Origin of the sequence: Seongchinamella sediminis (genome assembly GCF_003457605.1) — a bacterium.
GTDB classification, from domain to species: domain Bacteria; phylum Pseudomonadota; class Gammaproteobacteria; order Pseudomonadales; family Halieaceae; genus Halioglobus; species Halioglobus sediminis.
On record NZ_QRAN01000029.1, the window covers coordinates 1 to 19,676 of the forward strand.

At 57.1% G+C, this 19,676-nt stretch carries 14 protein-coding genes and 1 pseudogene; 7 read left to right on the plus strand and 8 right to left on the minus strand.

Translation table 11 applies throughout. The features are described 5' to 3' along the window. Positions 1–121 precede the first annotated feature (121 nt). Positions 122–556 (plus strand): annotated as a pseudogene (locus DWB85_RS17875) (transposase); the annotation flags it as partial. A 258-nt stretch (positions 557–814) separates the two neighbouring features. Here DWB85_RS17875 and DWB85_RS17880 read toward each other — a convergent pair. The 3 genes from DWB85_RS17880 to DWB85_RS17890 all read right to left on the minus strand — a co-directional run bounded on the left by DWB85_RS17880 (position 815) and on the right by DWB85_RS17890 (position 3,934). Further along, positions 815–1,900: a glycosyltransferase family 4 protein gene (locus DWB85_RS17880; RefSeq protein ID WP_239017383.1), complete on the minus strand. Its 1,086-nt coding sequence runs from the start codon at positions 1,898–1,900 to the stop codon at positions 815–817. A 117-nt stretch (positions 1,901–2,017) separates the two neighbouring features. Continuing rightward, complete coding sequence (locus tag DWB85_RS17885; RefSeq protein ID WP_205422797.1) at positions 2,018–2,953, minus strand: glycosyltransferase family 2 protein; 936 nt, start codon at positions 2,951–2,953, stop codon at positions 2,018–2,020. After that, on the minus strand, positions 2,954–3,934 hold the full coding sequence (locus DWB85_RS17890; protein WP_117957265.1) for a sulfotransferase family protein: 981 nt from the start codon (positions 3,932–3,934) through the stop codon (positions 2,954–2,956). A gap of 382 nt (positions 3,935–4,316) precedes the next feature. Between DWB85_RS17890 and DWB85_RS17895 the strand changes: the two genes are divergently transcribed. Continuing rightward, complete coding sequence (locus DWB85_RS17895; protein ID WP_162846192.1) at positions 4,317–5,714, plus strand: GumC family protein; 1,398 nt, start codon at positions 4,317–4,319, stop codon at positions 5,712–5,714. Between the two features lie 29 nt (positions 5,715–5,743). Here DWB85_RS17895 and DWB85_RS17900 read toward each other — a convergent pair whose 3' ends face one another. Beyond that, positions 5,744–8,215 (minus strand): VanZ family protein, encoded by a 2,472-nt coding sequence (locus DWB85_RS17900; RefSeq protein ID WP_239017384.1) that lies wholly within the window; start codon positions 8,213–8,215, stop codon positions 5,744–5,746. A gap of 229 nt (positions 8,216–8,444) precedes the next feature. Here DWB85_RS17900 and DWB85_RS17905 point away from each other — a divergent pair, with 229 nt between their 5' ends. The 4 genes from DWB85_RS17905 (at position 8,445) to prsT (ending at position 14,418) form a co-directional block, all read left to right on the plus strand. Continuing rightward, positions 8,445–10,160 (plus strand): CehA/McbA family metallohydrolase domain-containing protein, encoded by a 1,716-nt coding sequence (locus DWB85_RS17905; RefSeq protein ID WP_133300671.1) that lies wholly within the window; start codon positions 8,445–8,447, stop codon positions 10,158–10,160. Positions 10,161–10,208: 48 nt separating this feature from the next. Next, complete coding sequence (locus tag DWB85_RS17910) at positions 10,209–10,406, plus strand: hypothetical protein (protein ID WP_117957273.1); 198 nt, start codon at positions 10,209–10,211, stop codon at positions 10,404–10,406. A gap of 290 nt (positions 10,407–10,696) precedes the next feature. After that, positions 10,697–11,380, plus strand: a complete 684-nt coding sequence (locus DWB85_RS17915) for a hypothetical protein (protein WP_117957275.1) — start codon at positions 10,697–10,699, stop codon at positions 11,378–11,380. Between the two features lie 281 nt (positions 11,381–11,661). Next, positions 11,662–14,418, plus strand: coding sequence for an XrtA/PEP-CTERM system TPR-repeat protein PrsT (prsT, locus tag DWB85_RS17920; RefSeq protein WP_162846194.1), 2,757 nt, complete (start codon positions 11,662–11,664; stop codon positions 14,416–14,418). Between the two features lie 39 nt (positions 14,419–14,457). Here the strand turns inward: prsT and DWB85_RS17925 are convergent, their stop codons facing one another. From DWB85_RS17925 to DWB85_RS17940, 4 genes are all read right to left on the minus strand, one after another. After that, a complete protein-coding gene (locus DWB85_RS17925) occupies positions 14,458–15,351 on the minus strand; it encodes an OmpA family protein (RefSeq protein WP_162846195.1) in 894 nt (297 codons plus the stop codon). Between the two features lie 122 nt (positions 15,352–15,473). Then, positions 15,474–16,562 (minus strand): AAA family ATPase, encoded by a 1,089-nt coding sequence (locus DWB85_RS17930; RefSeq protein WP_117957281.1) that lies wholly within the window; start codon positions 16,560–16,562, stop codon positions 15,474–15,476. Positions 16,563–16,650: 88 nt separating this feature from the next. Next, positions 16,651–17,955, minus strand: a complete 1,305-nt coding sequence (locus tag DWB85_RS17935; RefSeq protein WP_117957283.1) for a UDP-glucose dehydrogenase family protein — start codon at positions 17,953–17,955, stop codon at positions 16,651–16,653. Positions 17,956–17,964: 9 nt separating this feature from the next. Continuing rightward, positions 17,965–18,969 carry an NAD-dependent epimerase gene (locus DWB85_RS17940; RefSeq protein ID WP_117957285.1) on the minus strand — a complete coding sequence of 335 codons (1,005 nt, stop codon included), beginning with the start codon at positions 18,967–18,969 and terminating at the stop codon, positions 17,965–17,967. A 203-nt stretch (positions 18,970–19,172) separates the two neighbouring features. On the opposite strand from DWB85_RS17940, the gene DWB85_RS17945 reads away from it, so the two are divergent. After that, entirely contained in the window at positions 19,173–19,670 is a 498-nt protein-coding gene (locus DWB85_RS17945; RefSeq protein WP_117957286.1) for an inorganic diphosphatase, read from the plus strand. Positions 19,671–19,676: the final 6 nt, after the last annotated feature.

Sequence of the window (19,676 nt, forward strand, 5' to 3'; positions counted from 1 at the left end):
GCGCCGCAGATACGGTGGAGAAGCTCGAGGCCCTGCTCCCGTGGAACGTTGACCTGCCGCGATTTGAAAAAAATGTGCCGGCTTATCCCAGGGGCAAGTAGGCAGATTTAACGCCGCTTACATTGCACCGGCCCTGACCAAATTATCTGCACTGCCCGAGGCGTTGGGCACGGTAACGGACCTGCTGGCCGACACAGGTTACTTTAGCGGAGCGAATGTAGAGGCCTGTGTAGGGAGCAACATCCAGCCGTCACTGGCGGTAGCGCGTGATCAACACCACCTGTCCGTGTTTGACCGGTTTGCTTCTGATGATCCGGTGCCCATTACGGAAGATCCGGTGACGCTGATGAAACACCAGTTGACGACAGAAGCCGGGCGGGCACTGTATGCGCTGAGAAAGCAAACGGTGGAGCCGGTGTTCGGTATTATCAAACAGGTGATGGGGCTGAGGCAGTTCTCGATGCGAGGCTTGGATAAGGTCACGGGCGAGTGGACATTGGCGACCCTGGCGTGGAACGTGAAGCGCATGAACGTGTTGAGAATGGCTCTGTCATGAGGGTCATTTACCGTTTAAGCCCCTTGCGGGAGCCGCACAGAGGGGCCCATGGGGCCGAGCTGGCCGCTGCGGTAGCCATCAGCGGCCAAGATTTGCCCATGGATACACACGACATTGTTAAACGGAGTCTGTCAGGTGCAAGTCCGACAGGCTGCTAGGAATCAATTTTAGTGCGTATTCTGTGGAACGTGGGCGCCCATTTCGGGAATCAGTTTCGTGGGGGGAAAGGGCAGGTGATTGGCAGTCTACTCAATAGGCTCATAAAGCTAACTCGTCATAATATTCTTCGATAACCCGAACCGGTTTTTCAACAAAATCGGCTTCGATGATTTCCCTGCCGCGGTTTCCCATCGACCTTCGTAATCCGGGGTTGTTAATTAGCGTAATGGTTCGATCGAGAAGCATGTCTATATCGTCTTTCTCGATAAGAAATCCATTTTCTCCATCCCGAACAATCTCAGGGATGCCACCGGAGCGGGTAGAAATAATCGGTCTTCTGGAGGCGCCTGCCTCAATATTGATTAACCCGAAAGGTTCCTCCCAGCGGGAGGGCATGACTATTATGTCTGCAGCATGGTAAATGTTTTCCACGTCATTGCGATGACCCAGATAACGGACTCGCGGGTCTGCGCCAATTTTTTCTTCCAGATCTTCCGCACTGTAAGAGCCCCGAAACTTACTTTTGTCGCGGCAAGCACCTGCAATCAGGAACTTGATATGAGGTTCACTTATGCGCTGAGTCAGTTCGATAAATAAATCGATGCCTTTAATTTCACGAATCTGGCCAAGAAATGCAATAACGATATCTGAGTCTTCAATCTGCAAAGATGGCCTGATATTGCTCGCACGCTCGTATCGTTGTGGATCTACCGGGCAATAAGCTACTTTTATTGGCACTCCCATGGTCTCGGAGTGGGTGGCGGTATAGTGCGAATTGGCTAACGCGAGGCTGCAGTATTTAATGAAAGGCGGAGGGTTGAGGCAGCAGACATGTAGGTGAGTAATAATAGGAATGCGCAACAGCTTGGCGGCAAGTATCTCGGCAGGTCGCCAATAGCCCGTGTGATTTATGTGTACTATATCCACTCGGTGCTGGATAAAAAATTTCATTGTACTGAAAACGCCGGCTCCATACTTAGCAATGCTCAGTACACCATTAGGTTCATGAGTTCCCCAGACGCGATAGGGTATCTTCATTTGGTCAAGCTGTGGAAAGATCGGTCCGGAAGCAGGGAAGAGAATTATCGGCTCATACTTTGTTCGATCGAGCAGCTTAAGGGTGTCGAACAGGTACCTGCTCGCGCCACCCCAGTCGCCGGCGCTCGTCGCGAGATAGCAAATCACTTTTTTCAAACCTTAAAGCCTCTCTTCTTTATCAGCTAGACTTGTCATCTTGCCAGTGTACGCGCGGAAAGTTTGTCTCTTCATCTTTCGCCGGGATTTTTCCCCATTGTAGCCATGCTATCTCGAATTGCTTATATCCAGTTGAAATTTTCGTAGCGCATCAAACGCTATTCCCAATACCAACCGACCACGAGCAATGGGAGATCGAATAAACGCCTCCGCTAGATGCCGGAGAGCTTCTCCGCGACGACCCGCCCGAATCTCCCATTTTGCATAATCCGCAAGCATACTCGCGTAGGCTGCCTGCCAGAAACGACCTTGTTCTTTCTTGGGCAGTAGATCTCGATTTTTGTGCATAACCTGTATCGCAGACTGGCGCATCACGTCCAGATTTCCACTCATGCTGGTACTTGATTTGATTATTACCGTCAGTGGTTCATCAATACACGCATAATTGCTAATCGCGGCTAACCGCATCCACATGTCCACATCCTCGAGGCTTCGCAATTCGGTATCAAACATTCCCGCACGGTCAAATAATTGGCTGCGTGCCATCACTCCGGAACCGCTGCCGGATATGCTTGCGTGACGGAGGAAAATAGCATTCAGCAGGGTGGAGTCTATGGTCGGGCAATCCCACGTACCCATGGGCTTACCCTCGGGGCTGATCACCTGCGTGCGTGTGGAGCAAAAGCCAAGGTCAGGATCCTGTTGCAGGCAGCCTACTTGCCGGGCCAACTTCTCCGGCAGCCAGTAGTCGTCGGCATCGAGAAACGCAAGGAATTCTCCGCGCGCGTTTTTTATACCAAGATTCCGGGCACTGCATAGGCCACCATTGGACTGGGAAAGTACGCGAATGGCATCGCCATACCCAGCTAGCACCTCGGCTGTGGAATCGGTACTGCCATCGTTCACCACCAAGACTTCCCTTTGTGAATAGGTCTGCGCCAAGGCGCTATCGATGGCTCTATTGACCCAGTCGGCCGCGTTATAAGCAGGGATGATCACGCTGACAAGGTTTGGTTCCGTTCGCATCTCGCCGCTTTTGGTCATTCAGTTGCTCACCTCGTATTCCAGCTTACGCATCATTGGTGCGATGTCAGGCAGTATACGTTCAATCTCGTCGGGATGGCGCTCGCGCCACTTCTCTCGCTGCGGTGGTCCACTAACAATGCTGGTGGGACGACGGTCCAGGCTGGCGCAGTGAGCCTCCAACTGCTTATCAAAGGTGACTCCCAGCCTGCCGAATACTTCGCTGAACAGGTCCACCGGCCGATCCAGAATGTCCTCGTAGCGAATCTGTATCCACTGCTCAGGCGGAATGCATGTGCTGGCTTCCAGGGCCATCCCATTGGCGGTCAGCCACTGATAGGCACATACATCTTCGAGATTGGCGTGGTTATAGTCCCGCCAGCCAGGCGGCAGGAAGAAATGCCACTCTTTAAACTCACCACTATTTATCGATACGGGTTCGGGCGAAGGGCCGAAGAATTGGTCGAGTCCGAAAGCGCCGTCTGTGCGACCCTGTCGCCACCCATCTATCATTGAACTGATGTTGTCACGGCCATCCCGGTGGATAAAGACAAACCGGGCATTGGGAAATAGTTTGTACAGGTACGGAACGCGCAGGGTATTGATGCAGGTTTTATCCAGCACCACACCTGCACCGAGGCGTTGGTAAAAATAGCGCAATGCAGAGTCGCGATGTTCTGGTTTGGCGTCCTGGGCACCTGCTGCCTCCGATTCCCAGCCATTGTTGAGGGGACCATACAGGCTGTTCCAGAATTGGGGAATTTCGTAGCCTAAATTCAGGAACGCCCCGGAGGCAATAAGAGTTTCATATGTCACGGTGGTGCCCGAGCGAGAGCACCCGACGAGAAAAATAGGGTCCGATTGTTCAGGGCGTAACATATCCCACCATTGTCCCCGCAGAGCGAGCTTTGCCGCATGCAGGTTTTTGGCCCTAATATCGGCATCGAGAAGCTTCAGCAATTTTTGAAGACTTTTCACCTGTCTTCGCCCCGAGGTTGTCATGCCGCTTCCAGATTCATTTCTTGCTCAATTGTACTCTCGTGCTTTGATGCTAATAGTATCCTAAAAAAGCTAATTTAGAGGTCTCCCATAATTGAATTTTTGCCGAATCTGCGAGCCATTTAGCACCGTGAGCGACGCGATCAGAAGGTATCTGCCGCATAATTTCATTGGCTGGCCCGTATTGAACTATATGCTGCGTTGATTCGCTCGCTGTCAATGCAGCAGTTTGTTTGCTATATAGTTTGTATATGAGCGGGCGACGATGGTCTTAAAAATACGCCGGTTTCCACCCACCGTTGGATTCGAGACGACAATGATCACCAATTCTGCCGGAGTTGAACCCTTGCCGCGATTCTCCCGATACCCGGGTGGAAGCGATGATGTGGCGTGGCGTGACTCGCCCCGGGTGAAACTCTTTGCCGTCGTTGCTGGATTAGTCCTCCTTTACGGTCTCGTCTGGACGCTACTGCAGCCCAAGATCTACCGCAGCAGTGCCACCATCCTGATGAGCGCCCCCAGCGCTATCGACGCGGAGGCGGCCACGGCGGATATCCAGGGAGTCGCTATCCAGCGCACCATTCTGTTGGGGGAGGATATTACCGGGCGGTTGTCGGCCGAGTTGGGTTCCCAGTGGGGTATCAGCCAGGACGCCGCGGACCTGCGGCAATTGCTGGGGGTGGACCCGGTGCCGGAGACCAACCTGGTGGAAATGTCTGCACAGGGTCCGGAAAGCGAGGTGTTGCCGCAGGTCGTCAATACCTGGATCGATGTGTATGTGGCAGTCAGGGCCGAGGACATCGAACAACGGAAGGCCCAGACCCTGAGGGTCGTGCAGGATGAGCTCGACGGCCTGGCGGTGAAGCTGGAGCAGGCGAGGATCGCTCTGGATGAGTATCGGGACAAACACGAGATTATTTCCGCGGAGCGGCAGGAAAACGAGGTGTTGGCCCGCCTCGATGGGCTTAACAAGGCACTCAACAATGCCATCGAGGAGGAGGCCAAGACCGGGGCCTACCTGGACACACTGCGCAGAGCCATCTCCGGGGGCGCGCAGGTGGTGCCTGGCGAAGAACGCCGGAGCGTAGAGGCCATGCAGGAGGAACTGCGCGCATTGCAGGTTCAGATGGTGGAAATGAGCAGGCGCTACACCCCTGAATATATCGAGAAACAGCCCAAGTTGCGCGCCATTCCCGAACGCATTGAGGAGCTGGAAGTGAACCTGGCGCGGGCACTGAGCCAGGGCAGGGCAACGGAACTGGCCAACGCCACCCAGGCTCATGCCGCGGCGCAGCAGACAGTGTTCGACCTGCAGCGCAAACTCGACCAGCACAAACAGGATGTAGCGGAATTCAATACCATCTACGCTACTCACGAGGCCCTGGTGGAGGACCTCGCGGCCCTGGAGCAGTTGAACCGGGATGCCCAGGCGAGGCAGGTGCAGGTAGAGGTGCGCCAGGTGGAGAAATATCCCCAGGTTTCGGTCATCGCAAGGCCGGGAAGAGAGAGCGAGCGCATCGGCCCGGATTACCTGATGTTGTTGGGGGGTACTGTGGTCGCCGCGCTTGGCCTTGGAATATTCAGTGTCTGGCTATACGGGTTCCTCAGCCCGAGAAGAGACCAACCAGCCTACGTGACCCTGTCCGGTGTGCATATGTACCCACCGGAGGCTAGTGAGCAGCTGGGTTACGCGGGCCAGCCGAACCCCGAGTTGTCACAAGACCGCACACATAGACTGGAAAAACGCGACGGCGAGGATGATGACACGTCTCCCAAAGGGTGATCAGTCTATTTGCTGCTCCTGGGGAACCCCTACCTTCTAGGCGGCTTGGGTGGCTGATTGGTGTAGTCGAATAGGGGTGAGGTACTGCTTGTTCGCCTAACAAATTGCGACCATAAGCTCAGCCAAAGCTGTAACTGCAGCAGGGATATGGCAAAGATCAAGGCATAATGAGCTACACAAAATCGCATGAACAACTGCCCGGGTTCCAGGTAATTATCACGATTGGCACTGAGCAAGAACTGCATGGCGGAAAACACCTTGCCGTACTTGAGAATAAACTGTTCCAGGCCCTGGTTCAGCAGCCAGTATCCAAGCGGGGCCGAGACAAGCGGTAGCAGCAGGTGCATCCAGCGCTTTCGCGATCCAAAATATCGTACGAATGAAAGTGACAGGCCGCAATAGACCAGCAGCATAAGGTAGGCGGGAACAAATAAAACGGCCCAGGACCTGCCTCTGCCGGGCAGTAATTCAATGATGTTGTCGGTGCCCGCCCACCGGATCACCACAAAGTAGGCCAGCAATAAAGCGGCTATCAGCGTTGTGATGAGCACCGCCTTACGTAGCCTCACGGCGTAGACTTGTGAGAGTACAAGCGCCGAGGCCAGCCAGGTGAGGGTGGAAATAAACAGGAACAAGCCCAGGAAGCGAAGCGTCAACTCGATAAACCGGAAGCTTTCCCAAACGGGAGCGCCCACAATGTCGTGGATACTTTCCAGCGGAAAAACCAACCATACCAGTACCCAGGTTACCAGGGAATGCACTGTGATAAATCCAACGACAGGTCCAGGGAAATTTATATTCCCAGGTTTTAAGTGGCGAAGTCTCGGTAACAAAACGGTCATGGGCAGGCCAAACACCCAGTACGCGGTAAAAATCAATCCGAGCACGCGGATCCAGCGATAATCACCTGCGACCAGTTCGCGGATATTGTAGGGAATGGCCTGTGAGCCCAGCAGGGCAGAAGCGACGCCTGAGGCAACAAGCAACGTGAATAAGAGGAACAGAGCAGTGGCGAGGTTCCACACCACGACCGATTGCGTGGATAGGGGCGCTGGGGGCTCAATTGATGCCGGTTCTGTCTGCGGAGCTGTTACAGACTTATTCAGCACCCGACTTTGCACAAATCCGGCGCCAAAGAAGCCCAGTGCACCACCGATAAACTGGAGCACTACATCGGTATTGCTGGGGAATTTTTCCGCAATTGCGGTCTGCCCTAATTCTATAACTACAGCCACACAGAGCATAGCCAGCACGGCACAGGCGGTGTAGGCTCGCGACAGAAAATGGGGCAATTGTGCAGGCCTGGCCAGGAATAAAATGGCCCCCAGCGGCATAAAAAAGAATATCCGCCTGATGAGTTCGGTAATGGCCCGAAATTCAGTGCCCATATAGTAGGAACGGAACGGTACTTCGGCAAATCGGCCGACTCTCTGCCGAAGAAAGCTACCATCAAAATTGAAATCGTAGGGGTACCAGAAAACCAGCATCAGGATAGCTGCCCAGACGGAAAAAAGAAGGGCGCCCAGGGCGACTTTTTGCCACTGCGCTCCTGGGGCTGGCATCGCGGGAGTATCGCTGCCTTGACTAAAACGGCGAGCAATGACTGCACCGGCAACAGCACCGAGCAGCGCCGTAAATATATCGGTGATATCAGTCACTCGGGAGAACACAAACAGTTGCAGGCACTCCAATAGCGCGGCTACCGCTACCGTCCAGAGGATGGCTCCGGCGACAGTCTTGCGAGCGCTGAGCACCAGCAGCAGGCTGACCGGCACCCACACAACAATGTCGGTCAGCAGTTCGTAGATGAACTCGATGGGGGCGTCAGGCAAAGCGGAAAACGGGATCAATACAACCTTGCCTTCTTCCCATTTGTGATACACCTCCACCGGGCTGATGGTAAGGTCCAGCGGTAGCAAACTGTAGCCGTAGACCAGAGCGAGGTAGCCCCACAGGGCTTTCTCCGCCACTGATCGTGTCCCGGAGGCCGCGCTGAATCGCTCAATGTAACTCAGGTAAAGTGAACCGGTGCGCCACCACAGCAGGACGCCTATCACGCTGCCCAGGGTTTGGGCAAACACGTCGTTTTGGGAAACGGTTCTTGGGGGGAAAAAGATTTGCACGAACTCGATGAAGATGCCCAGTGTTGCGCAGAAAATGAGCGCCACCAATGCGGCTACCAGTTTGGCCCCGCGGCTTTTGCCCCACATGGAACCACACACCAGGAAGGCCAGGGGAATCATCAACAGGCCGTTGGCTACCCAGTCCGCCCTGGAGCCAATACCCAGGTTCAAAAACCGTATCTGGCGAAAGCGATCTATGGCTTCAGCGAGGGGTAGCGGGGTGAAATTCAGTGGTACAAGGCTGCCATAAACCACAAAAACCAGATAAAGGCAGGCGGGCAGATAGAGCCACCTGGCCAGCATCACTTTGCTATAGTGATTATCGGAGCGGGCATTCGATGCTGTGTGGACGCCAGTCGATACCATAGAAGTCTTCACAGACAAGGCGGGCGATGCTGGAATATAGCGCTTGCAGTATCCACACTGTTCCTCTGGCCTTGGTAATCGAGGGGTCGAGAGTATTCTTGCTGTTGTCCCCGGCATTTACAATACTTGTGGGTGAATTATGAGTAACGGGGGAGTAGCCATGTCTGGGAGGGGAGCGCGTGTCCACTAGCCAGGAGGTAGGGCGCTTACATTCACAAATGCCATTGTGGGGTCTTTCTCAGTGACTGATAAACAAGACCCGGCGGGCGGGCAGTCAATAATCATCAATCTTCGCCGCTCACAGGCCAGTTTCCTCACCCACCTTGCCCGGGCGGCCAGGCTGAGTAAAGCGGAGGTCATTGAGCACCTGATTGCCCTTGCCGCTAATCCCGATTCCGACTGGCGCCAGGATGTGTTGTACAGCGACCCGGTGCAATCAGAACTCCAGGGCTTCCAGCCGGTAAGCAGGGGGCCCCACTGGACCAGGCTCGATATACAGCTTGAGCAGAGCGCCCTGCAACAGCTGGATGCTTTGGCGCAGCGCGGCTCGGGAAGCCGCTCCAGGGTATTGCGCCACCTGGTAAAGGACAGCATGGAAAAGTTCGGTGTTCGCAGCCAGCGGCGCGGGCACCGGCGCTCGAGTTGGCGGCCAGGCTGGCTGCCGAAATTGAATCCCCTGGTGTTGATAGGCGCTGCCGCTGTCCTGGTGCTTATCCTGGTGCTGGTGTTGCACAACCCCAACCCGACCCAGAGCGGCCCGGAATGGGCCGGCAACGAGGCCAGCGTTATACTCGATCCGCAAACTCATACCCATTACTCAGATGGCGCACTGGCTCCGGATGAACTGGTGGCGATGGCCGTCAGTGAAGGCTGTGATGCGCTGGTGGTGAGCGATCATTCCGATGCCACCGGTACAGTCAGCGAGGAGCAACTGGGCGAATTGGACCGGCTTCGGCGACATTACCCGGACCTGCTGCTGTTCAATGGTGTCGAGCTCAATATGCCCTCCTACGATCAGCGGGAACACGCGACATTGATCGCCAGCCCCGATGTTGAAGGGCCAATCCTGAGGCAGTTTCGCGACCTTGCTGAGCTGCGACCCGAGGCGCCCGATGCGGATGCCGCTAACCGGCGTGCAGAGATATCCCTGCTTGAACGGCTTGCCGATCACCAGGGGCGCTTTGGCAATGTGCTGGTATTTTACACTCACCCCGCGAAACAGGATCCCGATATCTGGCAGAACTTCGAGGATGTGAGCAATTGGAATGCCAACGAACGCATTTTTGCCGCGCTGGAAGGGGCGCCAGGACACCAGAACGGCAAGGTGATTGGCGACTACCAGGCACCATTGTTCACCCAGGACCGCTGGGATCCTGTGGTGGCGGAAATTGGCGGAGTATGGGATCAATTGCTCTCCCACGGCCATGACATCTGGGGCGCACTGGGTTCGTCAGATTTTCACGATGAAGATATCGACAGACCCCCCTGTGCGTTCACCCGCACGCACCTGGCGGTGCCTGAGCGAAGTTACCGCGGCGTGCTGGCAGCGTTGAATGCGGGCACCTTCTGGGCGGATCATGGTCGCATTCTGGATCAGCTGTGGTTTTCTGTGCATATGGAGGGGCTGGAGGGAAATGCCGCTTACCCGGGGGCCACCGTCTACCTTACCGGCAGCGAGGAGGAGGCGGTACTGTCCCTGGCCATCGAGCGGGGGCCGGGCAGTGCCGGCAAGCCTTTGTCGGCGGAATTTATCGGCAGTTGCAAGCTCGGCGCGGCCGAGAGCCTGACCCGGCAGTGGATACCGCCCGCGGAAACAACCGCCACGGCAACCATGCCGCTGTTGCAGACGGGGCGCGACGGCGAAAGCTGTACAGTGCGCGCTCGCGTGCGCCTGCAACGGGATGGCGAACCTGATTACCTGGCCTATAGCAACCACATCAGGTTAGTGCTCGATTGAATACGCTGGTATTGAACCGGAACAACAAATCCACTGAAGGAGAGGCTGATGAAGCAGTTTATGACGTATCTGGGGCAGGGGGCCGGCGTGGCAGGCGCGCTTATCTGCCTGGTCGCCGGTCTGGCGCGGCTTACCGGCGTGTATCATATGGCAGCCTTTGAAGCCACGACCCTGTTTATGGTGGGAACGGGCTTGATGGTGTTTGCCTGCATGGTGAAACTGGAACTGCTACTGGGGCGCAGTTAAGCGCCCCACGCAAGGCCGGGAGCTGGCGCGGGGTGTGTCAGCTTTTTTTACTCTGTTCGACCTGCTTTTGTGAACTGGCTCACAAAAATTACCAAGACGGTGTCAGCATAACTTACACTAGTGGTAACTCATTTTTTGGCGGATTCTGCTAACTAGCAGTTAAATAACAGAATATAGAATCTGGCATGTTACTTGCTGTATTTCTGACAGGATATATGTGGCTCGGTTTTTAGTCCATTGAGTATTAAACGACCGATCCACTCAATGCGTAAAATACAGGGAATGAAGCGTTGCTTCTTAGTGTGAATAACGTGGTGATTTTGCAGAATCTGTTGAAAAGCTTCGGGGCAGTTATCGTCGGCGGATTGGTGGCAACGAGCGCCAATGCCTCTCTCATCGAACTCCCACCCATAGACGATGATTTCGGGGTCAATGACGTTGTCTTTCGCGTCCTCCCGGGCGATTACCAGTACGCCGATGCAGCCCAGTTACTTGGGGGCAACGATAGTCTCTCGGCCATCAATGCGCTGAACGGCGGCTTTGCCGGTGACGCCTGGTCCTTACTCGACAAAACCGGTGAGTCTGCGTCAGCGTTTTTTGGCGTGACCTTCGAGTTAACGGCTCAGTTGGGTGCCACCTCAGGGAGCTTCGAGCTCTCCTGGAGTGAGACAGGTTCGCCGGGCCTGCCCCTGAGCATGGATTTTGTTTTCGTATCCAAGGCCGCTGGTAACTGGGGCGCCTATCTGTTCGAATCGATCGACTTCAGCAGCGACCCGCTGTCCGGCGACGGTTTATTCGAAGTCACGTGGTCCAACAATGGCGGACAGGCACCCGGATTGAGTCATGCGTCTATCTATGGCCGGTTGGTTGATTCAACGCGGTCTGGCGGTGAAGGGCGCATACCGCTTCCGGGAACGCTTGTACTGGTCGGTCTTGGGCTGGGGGCACTCAGGATTTTTCGTCGGCCCTCTTAGAGCAGACATCTGCTGGCAACGACCCGTACCTCGAGGTGTCGGCCCCTGGAGCGAGGGCCGGTCTGCCTGTCATGGCAAGAAATTTGCGACCTATAACTTTACCGCTACCGGTAGCAAATGGATTGTTCGTCGGCTGGCGCGCCTCCCTAATCTGCTCTATTCGTGAGCTGGTTCCTTGTCTACCACCCGATACCTTGTAACATGGGCATACAGACCGGGTCCTTGACCATCTTCAAGCGATGGGCGCAGAGGCCCGGGACAACAAGCTGAACGGAGTGCCCATGCGCAACATATTATTAGGCTGGATGCTGATTGCGTTGATAGCTTGTGGTGGCAGTGAGTCGGCGGAACAGTACATCTCGAGCGCCAGGGAGCACCTGACGAGCGCTGACTATAATGCCGCCACCATCGAACTCAAGAATGCTCTGCGCCTGGATGCCAATGCGGCGGAAGCTCGCTGGCTGCTGGGTAAGTTGTACCTTGACCAGGGCGATTTCCCGTCCGCGGAGAAGGAGTTACAGCGTGCCCAGGCACTGGGGTGGCAGCTTGATGATATCTATCCTGCACTGGCACAGGCCTGGCTGGCGCAGGGCAAGTTCGATGACGTATTGGGGCTGGATGACAAGACGCTGGCACCCATACCGGCCGCTGATCTGTTGGCCAGCCAGGCGCTGGCTGAGTTGGCACGGGGCAATGTGGAGGAAGCCGGTAAAAAAGTGGCGCTGGCGCTGGCAAACAACCCGTCCTCCATTCCCGCCAGATTGGCAGAGGCCCGCCTGTTTGCAAGCCAGGGTGATGCGACCGGCTCACTGATCGTCCTCGAGGAAATCCTGGAGAGCGATAGTAGCAATGTCGATGCCTGGAGGCTGAAAGGCGACGTCCTGATGCAGCTTCAGGAGTTGCAAGCCGCACGCGAGGCCTATACCGAGACCATCAAGCATGCGCGCCTCGCTCTCAGTGACCGGGTGAAACGAGCACTGATCAATATCCAGTTGCAGGATTATGCAGCCGCGCAGTCTGATGTTGACGAGCTTCTGCGTGTAGCGCCGCAGAATCCGGTCGCAAACTACGTGCAGGGTTTGCTCCACTACCAGAACAAAGACTACCCCGGGGCCGTCACGGCCCTGTCTCTCGCCGAGCCGGTTGCGAATCAATATCCACTGGTCCTTTTCTATCTCGCCAGCGCCCACCTGATAGAGGGCAACGCTGACCGGGCCTTGCAGTTTGCCAGGCGCTTTGTCAGCCAGGTGCCGGACAATATCGCGGGCCGGAAACTGCTTGCCACGCTGAACCTGCAGCAGCGGGAGCCCCGGCAGGCCCGGGAAACGATCCAGCCGGTTCTCGACGCCAATCCGGAAGATGTGGAGGCGCTGAATATCATGGCCAATGCCCTGTTGCTGGAGGGACAGACCGACCAGGGGATGGATCTTCTGGCGCGCATAGCCGCCTTGCAGCCTGACTCGCCCGTGGCCCAGATGCGTTTGGGGGCGGGGCTGATGCTCTCCGGCAAAGGCGATGAGGCCAGCGGTCACCTGGAAACCGCGCTTGATATCAACCCGGAATTTCAGCAGGCGGATATTCTGCTGGTCCTCAACCAACTGCAGAAGCAGGATTACGAAGGAGCCATTGAGGCTGCCAGGGCCTACCAGCGCCGCCATATAGGCGAGGTGGCCCCTTATAACGTCCTGGGCCGGGTTTACATGGCGGCAGGCCAGTCAGATCAGGCCCGGGAAGCGTTCGACAAGGCGCTCAGGTTTGAACCCGGTGATCCCTCTGCCCACCTGAGCCTGGCAGAAATGGCCCTGGCAGAGGGTGACAACAAAGCCGCCCGCCAGCATTACCAGAACATACTCGAGCATCATGCCTATAACCTGCCCACGCTGCTGGCATTGGCGGCACTGGAGGCCAGGGAAAAGAATGAAGAAGCCATGGTGCGCTGGCTTACCTGGGCTATCGATAAACATCCGTCCGTGCTGCAACCGCGACTGATGTTGGCCCGCTACTACCTTGGGTCCGGAAAAACCGCGCAGGTCACCCCGCTGTTTGCCGATCTGGACGAACTGCAGCGTCGCTCTCGCCCCGTGCTGGAACTCACGGCGATGGCACAGTTATCAGGCAAGGAACACGACATTGCCCGGGCGAGCCTGGAGCAGTTGATTGCTACCAATCCGGAGACTGCCCATTATCACTATTTACTGGCTGTAGCCGCGGGTCGCTCGGGGGACCAGGACAAAGCACAGCGGGAACTGCGCGAGGCGTACCGGCTTGATAACAAGCATATTCCCACGGTGGTTGCACTGGCCAGGCTGGCCCTGGCAGAACAGCGGCCAGAGGATTTTGACCAACACCTGCAGGCACTGCAGCAGCTGGCGCCTGGCGCCGCGGAGGTCCTGCGTCTGAGCGCCATTGCCGCACTGCGGGCGGAAGACACCGGCGGGGCAGTTCAATTGGCCACCCGCGCGTTTGAGACGGCCCCGTCAACCCAGACGCTGCTGGAACTGGTGTCCTACCAGAAGCGTGCGGGCAAAGCGGAGGCCGCTATGCAACTGATGCAGCAATGGGTCGACGACCATCCTGACGACGTTGCCGCCAGACTCGCCCTGGGAAACGACCTGCAACTGGCGAACGACGTTCCCGCTGCCCAGAAACAGTTTCTCGCCGTGGTGGAACGGGCCCCGGCCAATGTGATGGCGCTGAACAACCTCGCCTGGAACCTGCGACAGGACGAGCCTGCCCAGGCGCTGGAGTACATTCGCCGGGCCGCGCGGGCAGCCCCCGAGCGCCCCGAAGTGCTCGATACCCTGGCGGTTATCGAGCATCTCAACGGCGAAAACCGCGCGGCCTACCGCAACATCGAGCGGGCCTTGATCGGCGCGCCTGAAAATCCGTCCATGCGCTATCACAAGGCCATGATAGGGGCCAGTCTTGGCGAGAAACATCAGGCAATTGCCTTGCTAGAGGAACTGCTTGTTGAAGGCGCGCCGGACTTCCCCGAAAGGGAGGAGGCGGCCCAGTTGCTCAAGCGTTTGCAGGGCTGACGAAAGTGTAAATTTCCGGACGGGCAGTGGTTAGCGCGTTTATCGCCAAGCAGTGCTGTCGAACTGTACATGCAATTGAACAACCCGGCCGCTAATGTCCGGAGGGTCTGTTTCTGTCTGCCTGGCGTCTGCCGCGTCAAATATCCCCAGGCCCTGGACCTCGAGGAAGGTTGAGTCTACACCGCTCCCGACCAGGTACTGCGCAACCGCATTTGCCCGTCGTTGTGATAGATCAATGTTGTAGTTTTGGTCGCCTCGATTGTCGGCATATCCCATGACCCTGATCCTGCCTGGGCCAGCGGCGATGAACTCGCTCGCCACCTCGTCCAGGTTTGCTTTTGCGCTGGCAGACAGCTCAGCACTATCAAAGTCGAAGATGATTTGTAAGTTAGTGGGTGCAATGCCGTTATCTACCTCGGCCGGGGGCACTGTGGCCACGGTTGATGCGGGCAGGGCTGCTGACTCGGCGACGGGCTGATCGATTTGAGGCTGGGCCGCACTGAGTTCAGGCCTCGGCGGTTCTGCGGAGACTGCATTTTCAGGCAGGGGAGGCGACCCGGCTTCTGCTGCAGGCGCAGTACTGCTTGCCTCAGACGCCACAGCGTCTTCGGTTGCAAAGGAAGTTTTGGGTGCCAACGCGGAGTCGCCGCTAGTTTCACTTCTTCTAAGCGGCTCAGTTGCCGGGCTCCCCCGGTTGCCATTAACCTCGCGTGCCCCGGTATTGCGCGCCTTATCATCCGAGTGCAGCAGCGCCTCTATTGAGAGCTGCCATTTGCCTAACTGATCGCGCCAGGCATCGAGGCTGTCAAGGCCGCGATCGTAACTGAGCCACAGTCCCGGTAAGAGCAACAGGATAAGCAGGCTGAGGATAACAGCGGTTAACAGGCTTTTGTTGCGGCGAGTTTTTTGCTTGGCCTGCCTGCGCGACGGCACAGTATTCTGGCCAGAGCGTTGGTTAGCGGCCTTTCGCGGAGCTTGCTTTGCTTGCGTTTTCGGCTTGATCGGTGGTGACAGGGTGGGCTTGCGCGGTTCCTGCGCTGTCTGTCGCAGGGCAACTACGTCATCTTTTTTTTTTCGGTATCGGATATTTGGTTACCGGTGGCTGTATCAAATTCCAGAACCACGTCATCACCTACGGCGTGGAGATAGGGCTTTACTTCAGCCTCGGTGGGCTCGGATGTTTGCGGGCTGGCTCCCTGCGGCGGCTCGTCCATCCCGGTTTCGTTTGCCGAAGAATCCTCAGGGGAGGGGGGGGCAACTGTCGCCGGGCTGAATGGTTCGAACTCGTCCTCAACTTCAAAGTCTTCCCTGGACAGCTCAGTCCCGGCGGCCAGGTTCTCGGCCTGTAGCTCCTCGATAACCTCGCGCAGTTCAGCGGCGCCAAGTTGATGCCGCTGTTCCACCGTGCCGTGCAAGAACAAGCGGCTGCAGATCAGGTTGATTCTGCGCGGTATGCCCTCGCTGAACTTGTGAATCAGCGGGTAAATCGCCTTGCTGAGGGCCGGGTCACCCTGCCAGCCAACCTTGTTCAGGCGGTGGATGATGTAGGCTTCCGTCTCCTCCTGTTCCAGGGCATTGAGGTGACTTGCTGCCACTATGCGTTGATGTACCTGTTCCAGCGCCGGGCTCAACACCAGGTCGCGCAACTCGGGTTGCCCCAGGAGAAAAATCTGCAGTAGCGGCTTACCGTTCTCCTGGATATTGGTCAGCAGGCGCAGCTCCTCCATGGCGGATTCGGAGAGGTCCTGGGCCTCGTCGACAATGAGCAGGGCGCGGCTTCCCTCGCGATGCCAGCGGCGCAGGAGCAGGCCCAGATGCTGGAGCAACTCGCCTTTCTCGACAATGCGGTGATCCACCCCGAAGTCATAGGCGGCTACTTTCAGCAGGTCGTCTGCATGCAACTGGGTGCACACCAGGTTGGCGGTCTTTACATTTTCATCGGCGAGGCTCTCGATGAGTTCGCCAATCAGCGTGGTCTTGCCGGTGCCGGGACGGCCAGTGATCATGACAAAGCCTTCGGCGCGCATGAATGCATAGGCCATATAGGCGCGTGCCTTGGCATAGCACTTGTGATCGTAGCAGAAGCGGTGGTCCGGACTCAGCCGGAAGGGCTCTGCTTGCAAGTTGTAGAAGATGTCTTCCATGAGCTGTTTTTACCTGACATTCATGCCAATGGCAAAAGCTTTGCAGACAAATACCGGGTTTACAATGGGCCTTGCTCGATACCTCGAGTTAGCGGCCGACGCAGGAGTAGGTAAAACCCTTGGCTTCAACCGTTTCTCTCTCGTAAATATTGCGCAGGTCTACCAGCACCTTGCCCTTCATCAGTGACCTGACCTGATCCAGGTTGAGGCCGCGATACTGGTTCCATTCGGTCATCAGCACCAGTGCGTCTGCGCCAGTAATCGCGTCCTCCACGGAATCGACCAGTTGCACGGCATCCGGCAGCAATGGCCGTGCCTCTTTCATGCCCTCCGGATCATGTGCCCTGATGAGCGCTCCCCGGTCGGCCAGGGCAGGCAGAATCGCCAGGGAGGGTGCGTCGCGCATGTCGTCGGTGCCCGGCTTGAAGGTGAGCCCCAGCACCGCAATGGTTTTGTCGGCCTCCGAGCCGCCCAGGGCCTCGCGGATCTTGGCCACCATGCGCGCTTTCTGGGAGGCGTTTACCTCTACAACCGCCTCGACGATGCGGCTTGATGCCCCATGTTCCTGGGCCATACGAATGAGGGCCTGGGTGTCCTTGGGAAAACAGGAACCACCATACCCGGGCCCGGCGTGGAGAAACTTCTTGCCGATACGTCCGTCCAGGCCCATGCCCTTGGCCACGGCATGGACATCGGCCCCGGTTTTCTCGCATAGCTGGGATATCTCGTTGATGAAGCTGACCTTGGTCGCCAGGAATGCATTTGCCGCGTATTTGATCAGTTCCGCGCTTTCCAGGCTGGTGGCGAGAATGGGGGCCTCGATCAGGTTGAGGGGGCGGTAGAGCTCGCGCAGCAGCTGCTCCGCACGCTCGGATTCGACGCCGATCACCACCCGGTCAGGTCGCATGAAGTCGCTGATGGCAGACCCCTCGCGCAGGAACTCGGGGTTGGAGGCCACGTCGAAATCGGCAGTCGGGTTTACCTTACTGAGCACCCGGCGGACCTCTCGCGCCGTTCCCACGGGTACCGTCGACTTGTCGACAATGACGGTATAGCCCTGGAGATGCTCGCCTATTTCGGCTGCCGCCGCATAAACATATTTAAGATCCGCATGGCCGTCTCCGCGCCGGGTCGGGGTGCCCACGGCGATAAAGACCAGGTCAGCGTCCGCCACCGCAGGCCCCAGCTCGGTTGAGAAGTTCAGGCGACCAGACTCTACTCCCTGCTGGACCAGTTTCTCCAGGCCGGGCTCGTAGATGGGGATCTTGCCCTTTTGTAAGGCCTGAATGCGCGCTTCATCCTGGTCGATACAGGTGACACTGGCGCCGAACTCGGCGAAACAGGCCCCGGATACCAGGCCCACGTAGCCGGCGCCCACCATTACCACGTTCATACTGTTCTCCTATGCCTGGTATTCGAGGTACCAGTCCACGAAATTCGCGATACCCTGCCCGGTGGGTGTTGCCGGCCGGTAGCCGACATAGTCCTCCAGGTCATCGACGTTGGCATACGTTGCGGCAACGTCTCCCGGCTGGATGGGCAGCATCTGCTTGTCTGCAGTTTTACCCAGTGCTTTTTCGATCGCAGCGATGAAATCCAGCAGCCTTACCGGATTATTGTTACCGATGTTAAACAGCTGATAGGGGGCCGGGCTGGTGCCGGGGTCGGGCTTGTTGCTGTCCCAGTCGGGGTTGGGGGTGGCGGGCTTGTCCAGAAGCCTGACCACGCCCTCGACAATGTCATCGATATAGGTGAAATCCCGGAGCATATCGCCGTTATTGAATACCTTGATCGGCTCGCCCTGCAGAATGGCCCGGGTGAAGAGGAACAGCGCCATGTCCGGTCTTCCCCAGGGGCCATAGACGGTAAAGAAACGCAGCCCTGTCGTTGGCAGTCCGTAGAGATGCGAGTAGGTATGGGCCATCAACTCATTGGACTTTTTGCTCGCGGCGTACAGTGAAATCGGGTGGTCCACGTTGTCGTGCACCGAAAAGGGCATGGTGGTATTGAGGCCGTACACTGAACTGCTCGAAGCGTATACCAGGTGGCCAATCTTCTGGTGGCGGCAACATTCCAGCACGTTGGTAAAGCCGACGATATTGCTGTCGACGTAGGCGCGGGGATTCTCCAGCGAATAGCGGACTCCCGCCTGGGCAGCCAGGTTGATGACCGCGTCAAAGCGGTGATCCGCGAACAGGGCTTCCATCGCCGCCCGGTCGGTAAGGTCGGTTTTGCTGAAGGTAAACCCGGCGTGGTTTTCAATAAGCGCCAACCGGCTCAGCTTCAGATTGACATCGTAGTAATCATTGAGGTTGTCCAGCCCGACAACCTCGTCACCACGTTCGAGCAATTTTCTGGAGGTATGGAAGCCGATGAAACCGGCGGCGCCTGTCACTAGCACTTTCATGGTCGGTTTGGCAGCGGGGCATTCGCCCATTCTGTCCCGGGGATTGGTTAACCTGCCATGATATAGGCCGCACGAAGCTATGCAAACCGGTGATTGGCTATTTTGGGAACTGGTTCCGGTGCAGTGATGCCCGCTTGCTGCTTTCACTCTGCTGTCGGACGCGCATAATGGGTCTATAGGTTTCCCGTACCCCGGAACAGGACATGCAGAGGCGAACTGACGGCGTAAATGAAGCTTCCCCGCCCGTGGTGGAAGTCACCATCGAAATCCCCAGGGGTAGCTTCCTCAAGCGGGGCAGTAACGGCCATATAGATTTCGTCTCACCTGTTCCCTGTCCCTTCAACTACGGTTCGGTTCACAGCCACATCGGCGGTGAGGGAGACTACCTGGACGCGGTAGTGCTGGGGCCTCGTATGGCAGCCGGTACGCGCGTGCAGATGCCAGCCTGGGGTGCAGTGGGCCTGTCCGAACGGTTTATGTACGACGATAAGCTGATTTGTGCCAGCGAACCCTTATCCGAGCGTCAGCGGCAAGGCGTGTTGTCTTTCTTCTACCTGTATGCCCGCTGCAAGGGCCTGCTGAACCTGGTTCGCGGCCAGCGAGGGAAGTCCCGCTGTGAAGGTTGGGGCGAGGCCAGGGCGGCTATTGCCAGGGCAAGCCCGGCGGAGGATCTTGCCATAGTGCCGAAGATCGGTTTTTAAGCCGAT

Coding starts and splice junctions, on each gene's coding strand:
- DWB85_RS17930 (WP_117957281.1), bottom strand. CDS start 16,562: ATGGAAGACATCTTCTACAACTTGCAAGCAGAGCCCTTCCGGCTGAGT.
- DWB85_RS17945 (WP_117957286.1), top strand. CDS start 19,173: ATGCAGAGGCGAACTGACGGCGTAAATGAAGCTTCCCCGCCCGTGGTG.
- DWB85_RS17885 (WP_205422797.1), bottom strand. CDS start 2,953: ATGACCAAAAGCGGCGAGATGCGAACGGAACCAAACCTTGTCAGCGTG.
- DWB85_RS17910 (WP_117957273.1), top strand. CDS start 10,209: ATGAAGCAGTTTATGACGTATCTGGGGCAGGGGGCCGGCGTGGCAGGC.
- prsT (WP_162846194.1), top strand. CDS start 11,662: ATGCGCAACATATTATTAGGCTGGATGCTGATTGCGTTGATAGCTTGT.
- DWB85_RS17890 (WP_117957265.1), bottom strand. CDS start 3,934: ATGACAACCTCGGGGCGAAGACAGGTGAAAAGTCTTCAAAAATTGCTG.
- DWB85_RS17935 (WP_117957283.1), bottom strand. CDS start 17,955: ATGAACGTGGTAATGGTGGGCGCCGGCTACGTGGGCCTGGTATCCGGG.
- DWB85_RS17940 (WP_117957285.1), bottom strand. CDS start 18,969: ATGAAAGTGCTAGTGACAGGCGCCGCCGGTTTCATCGGCTTCCATACC.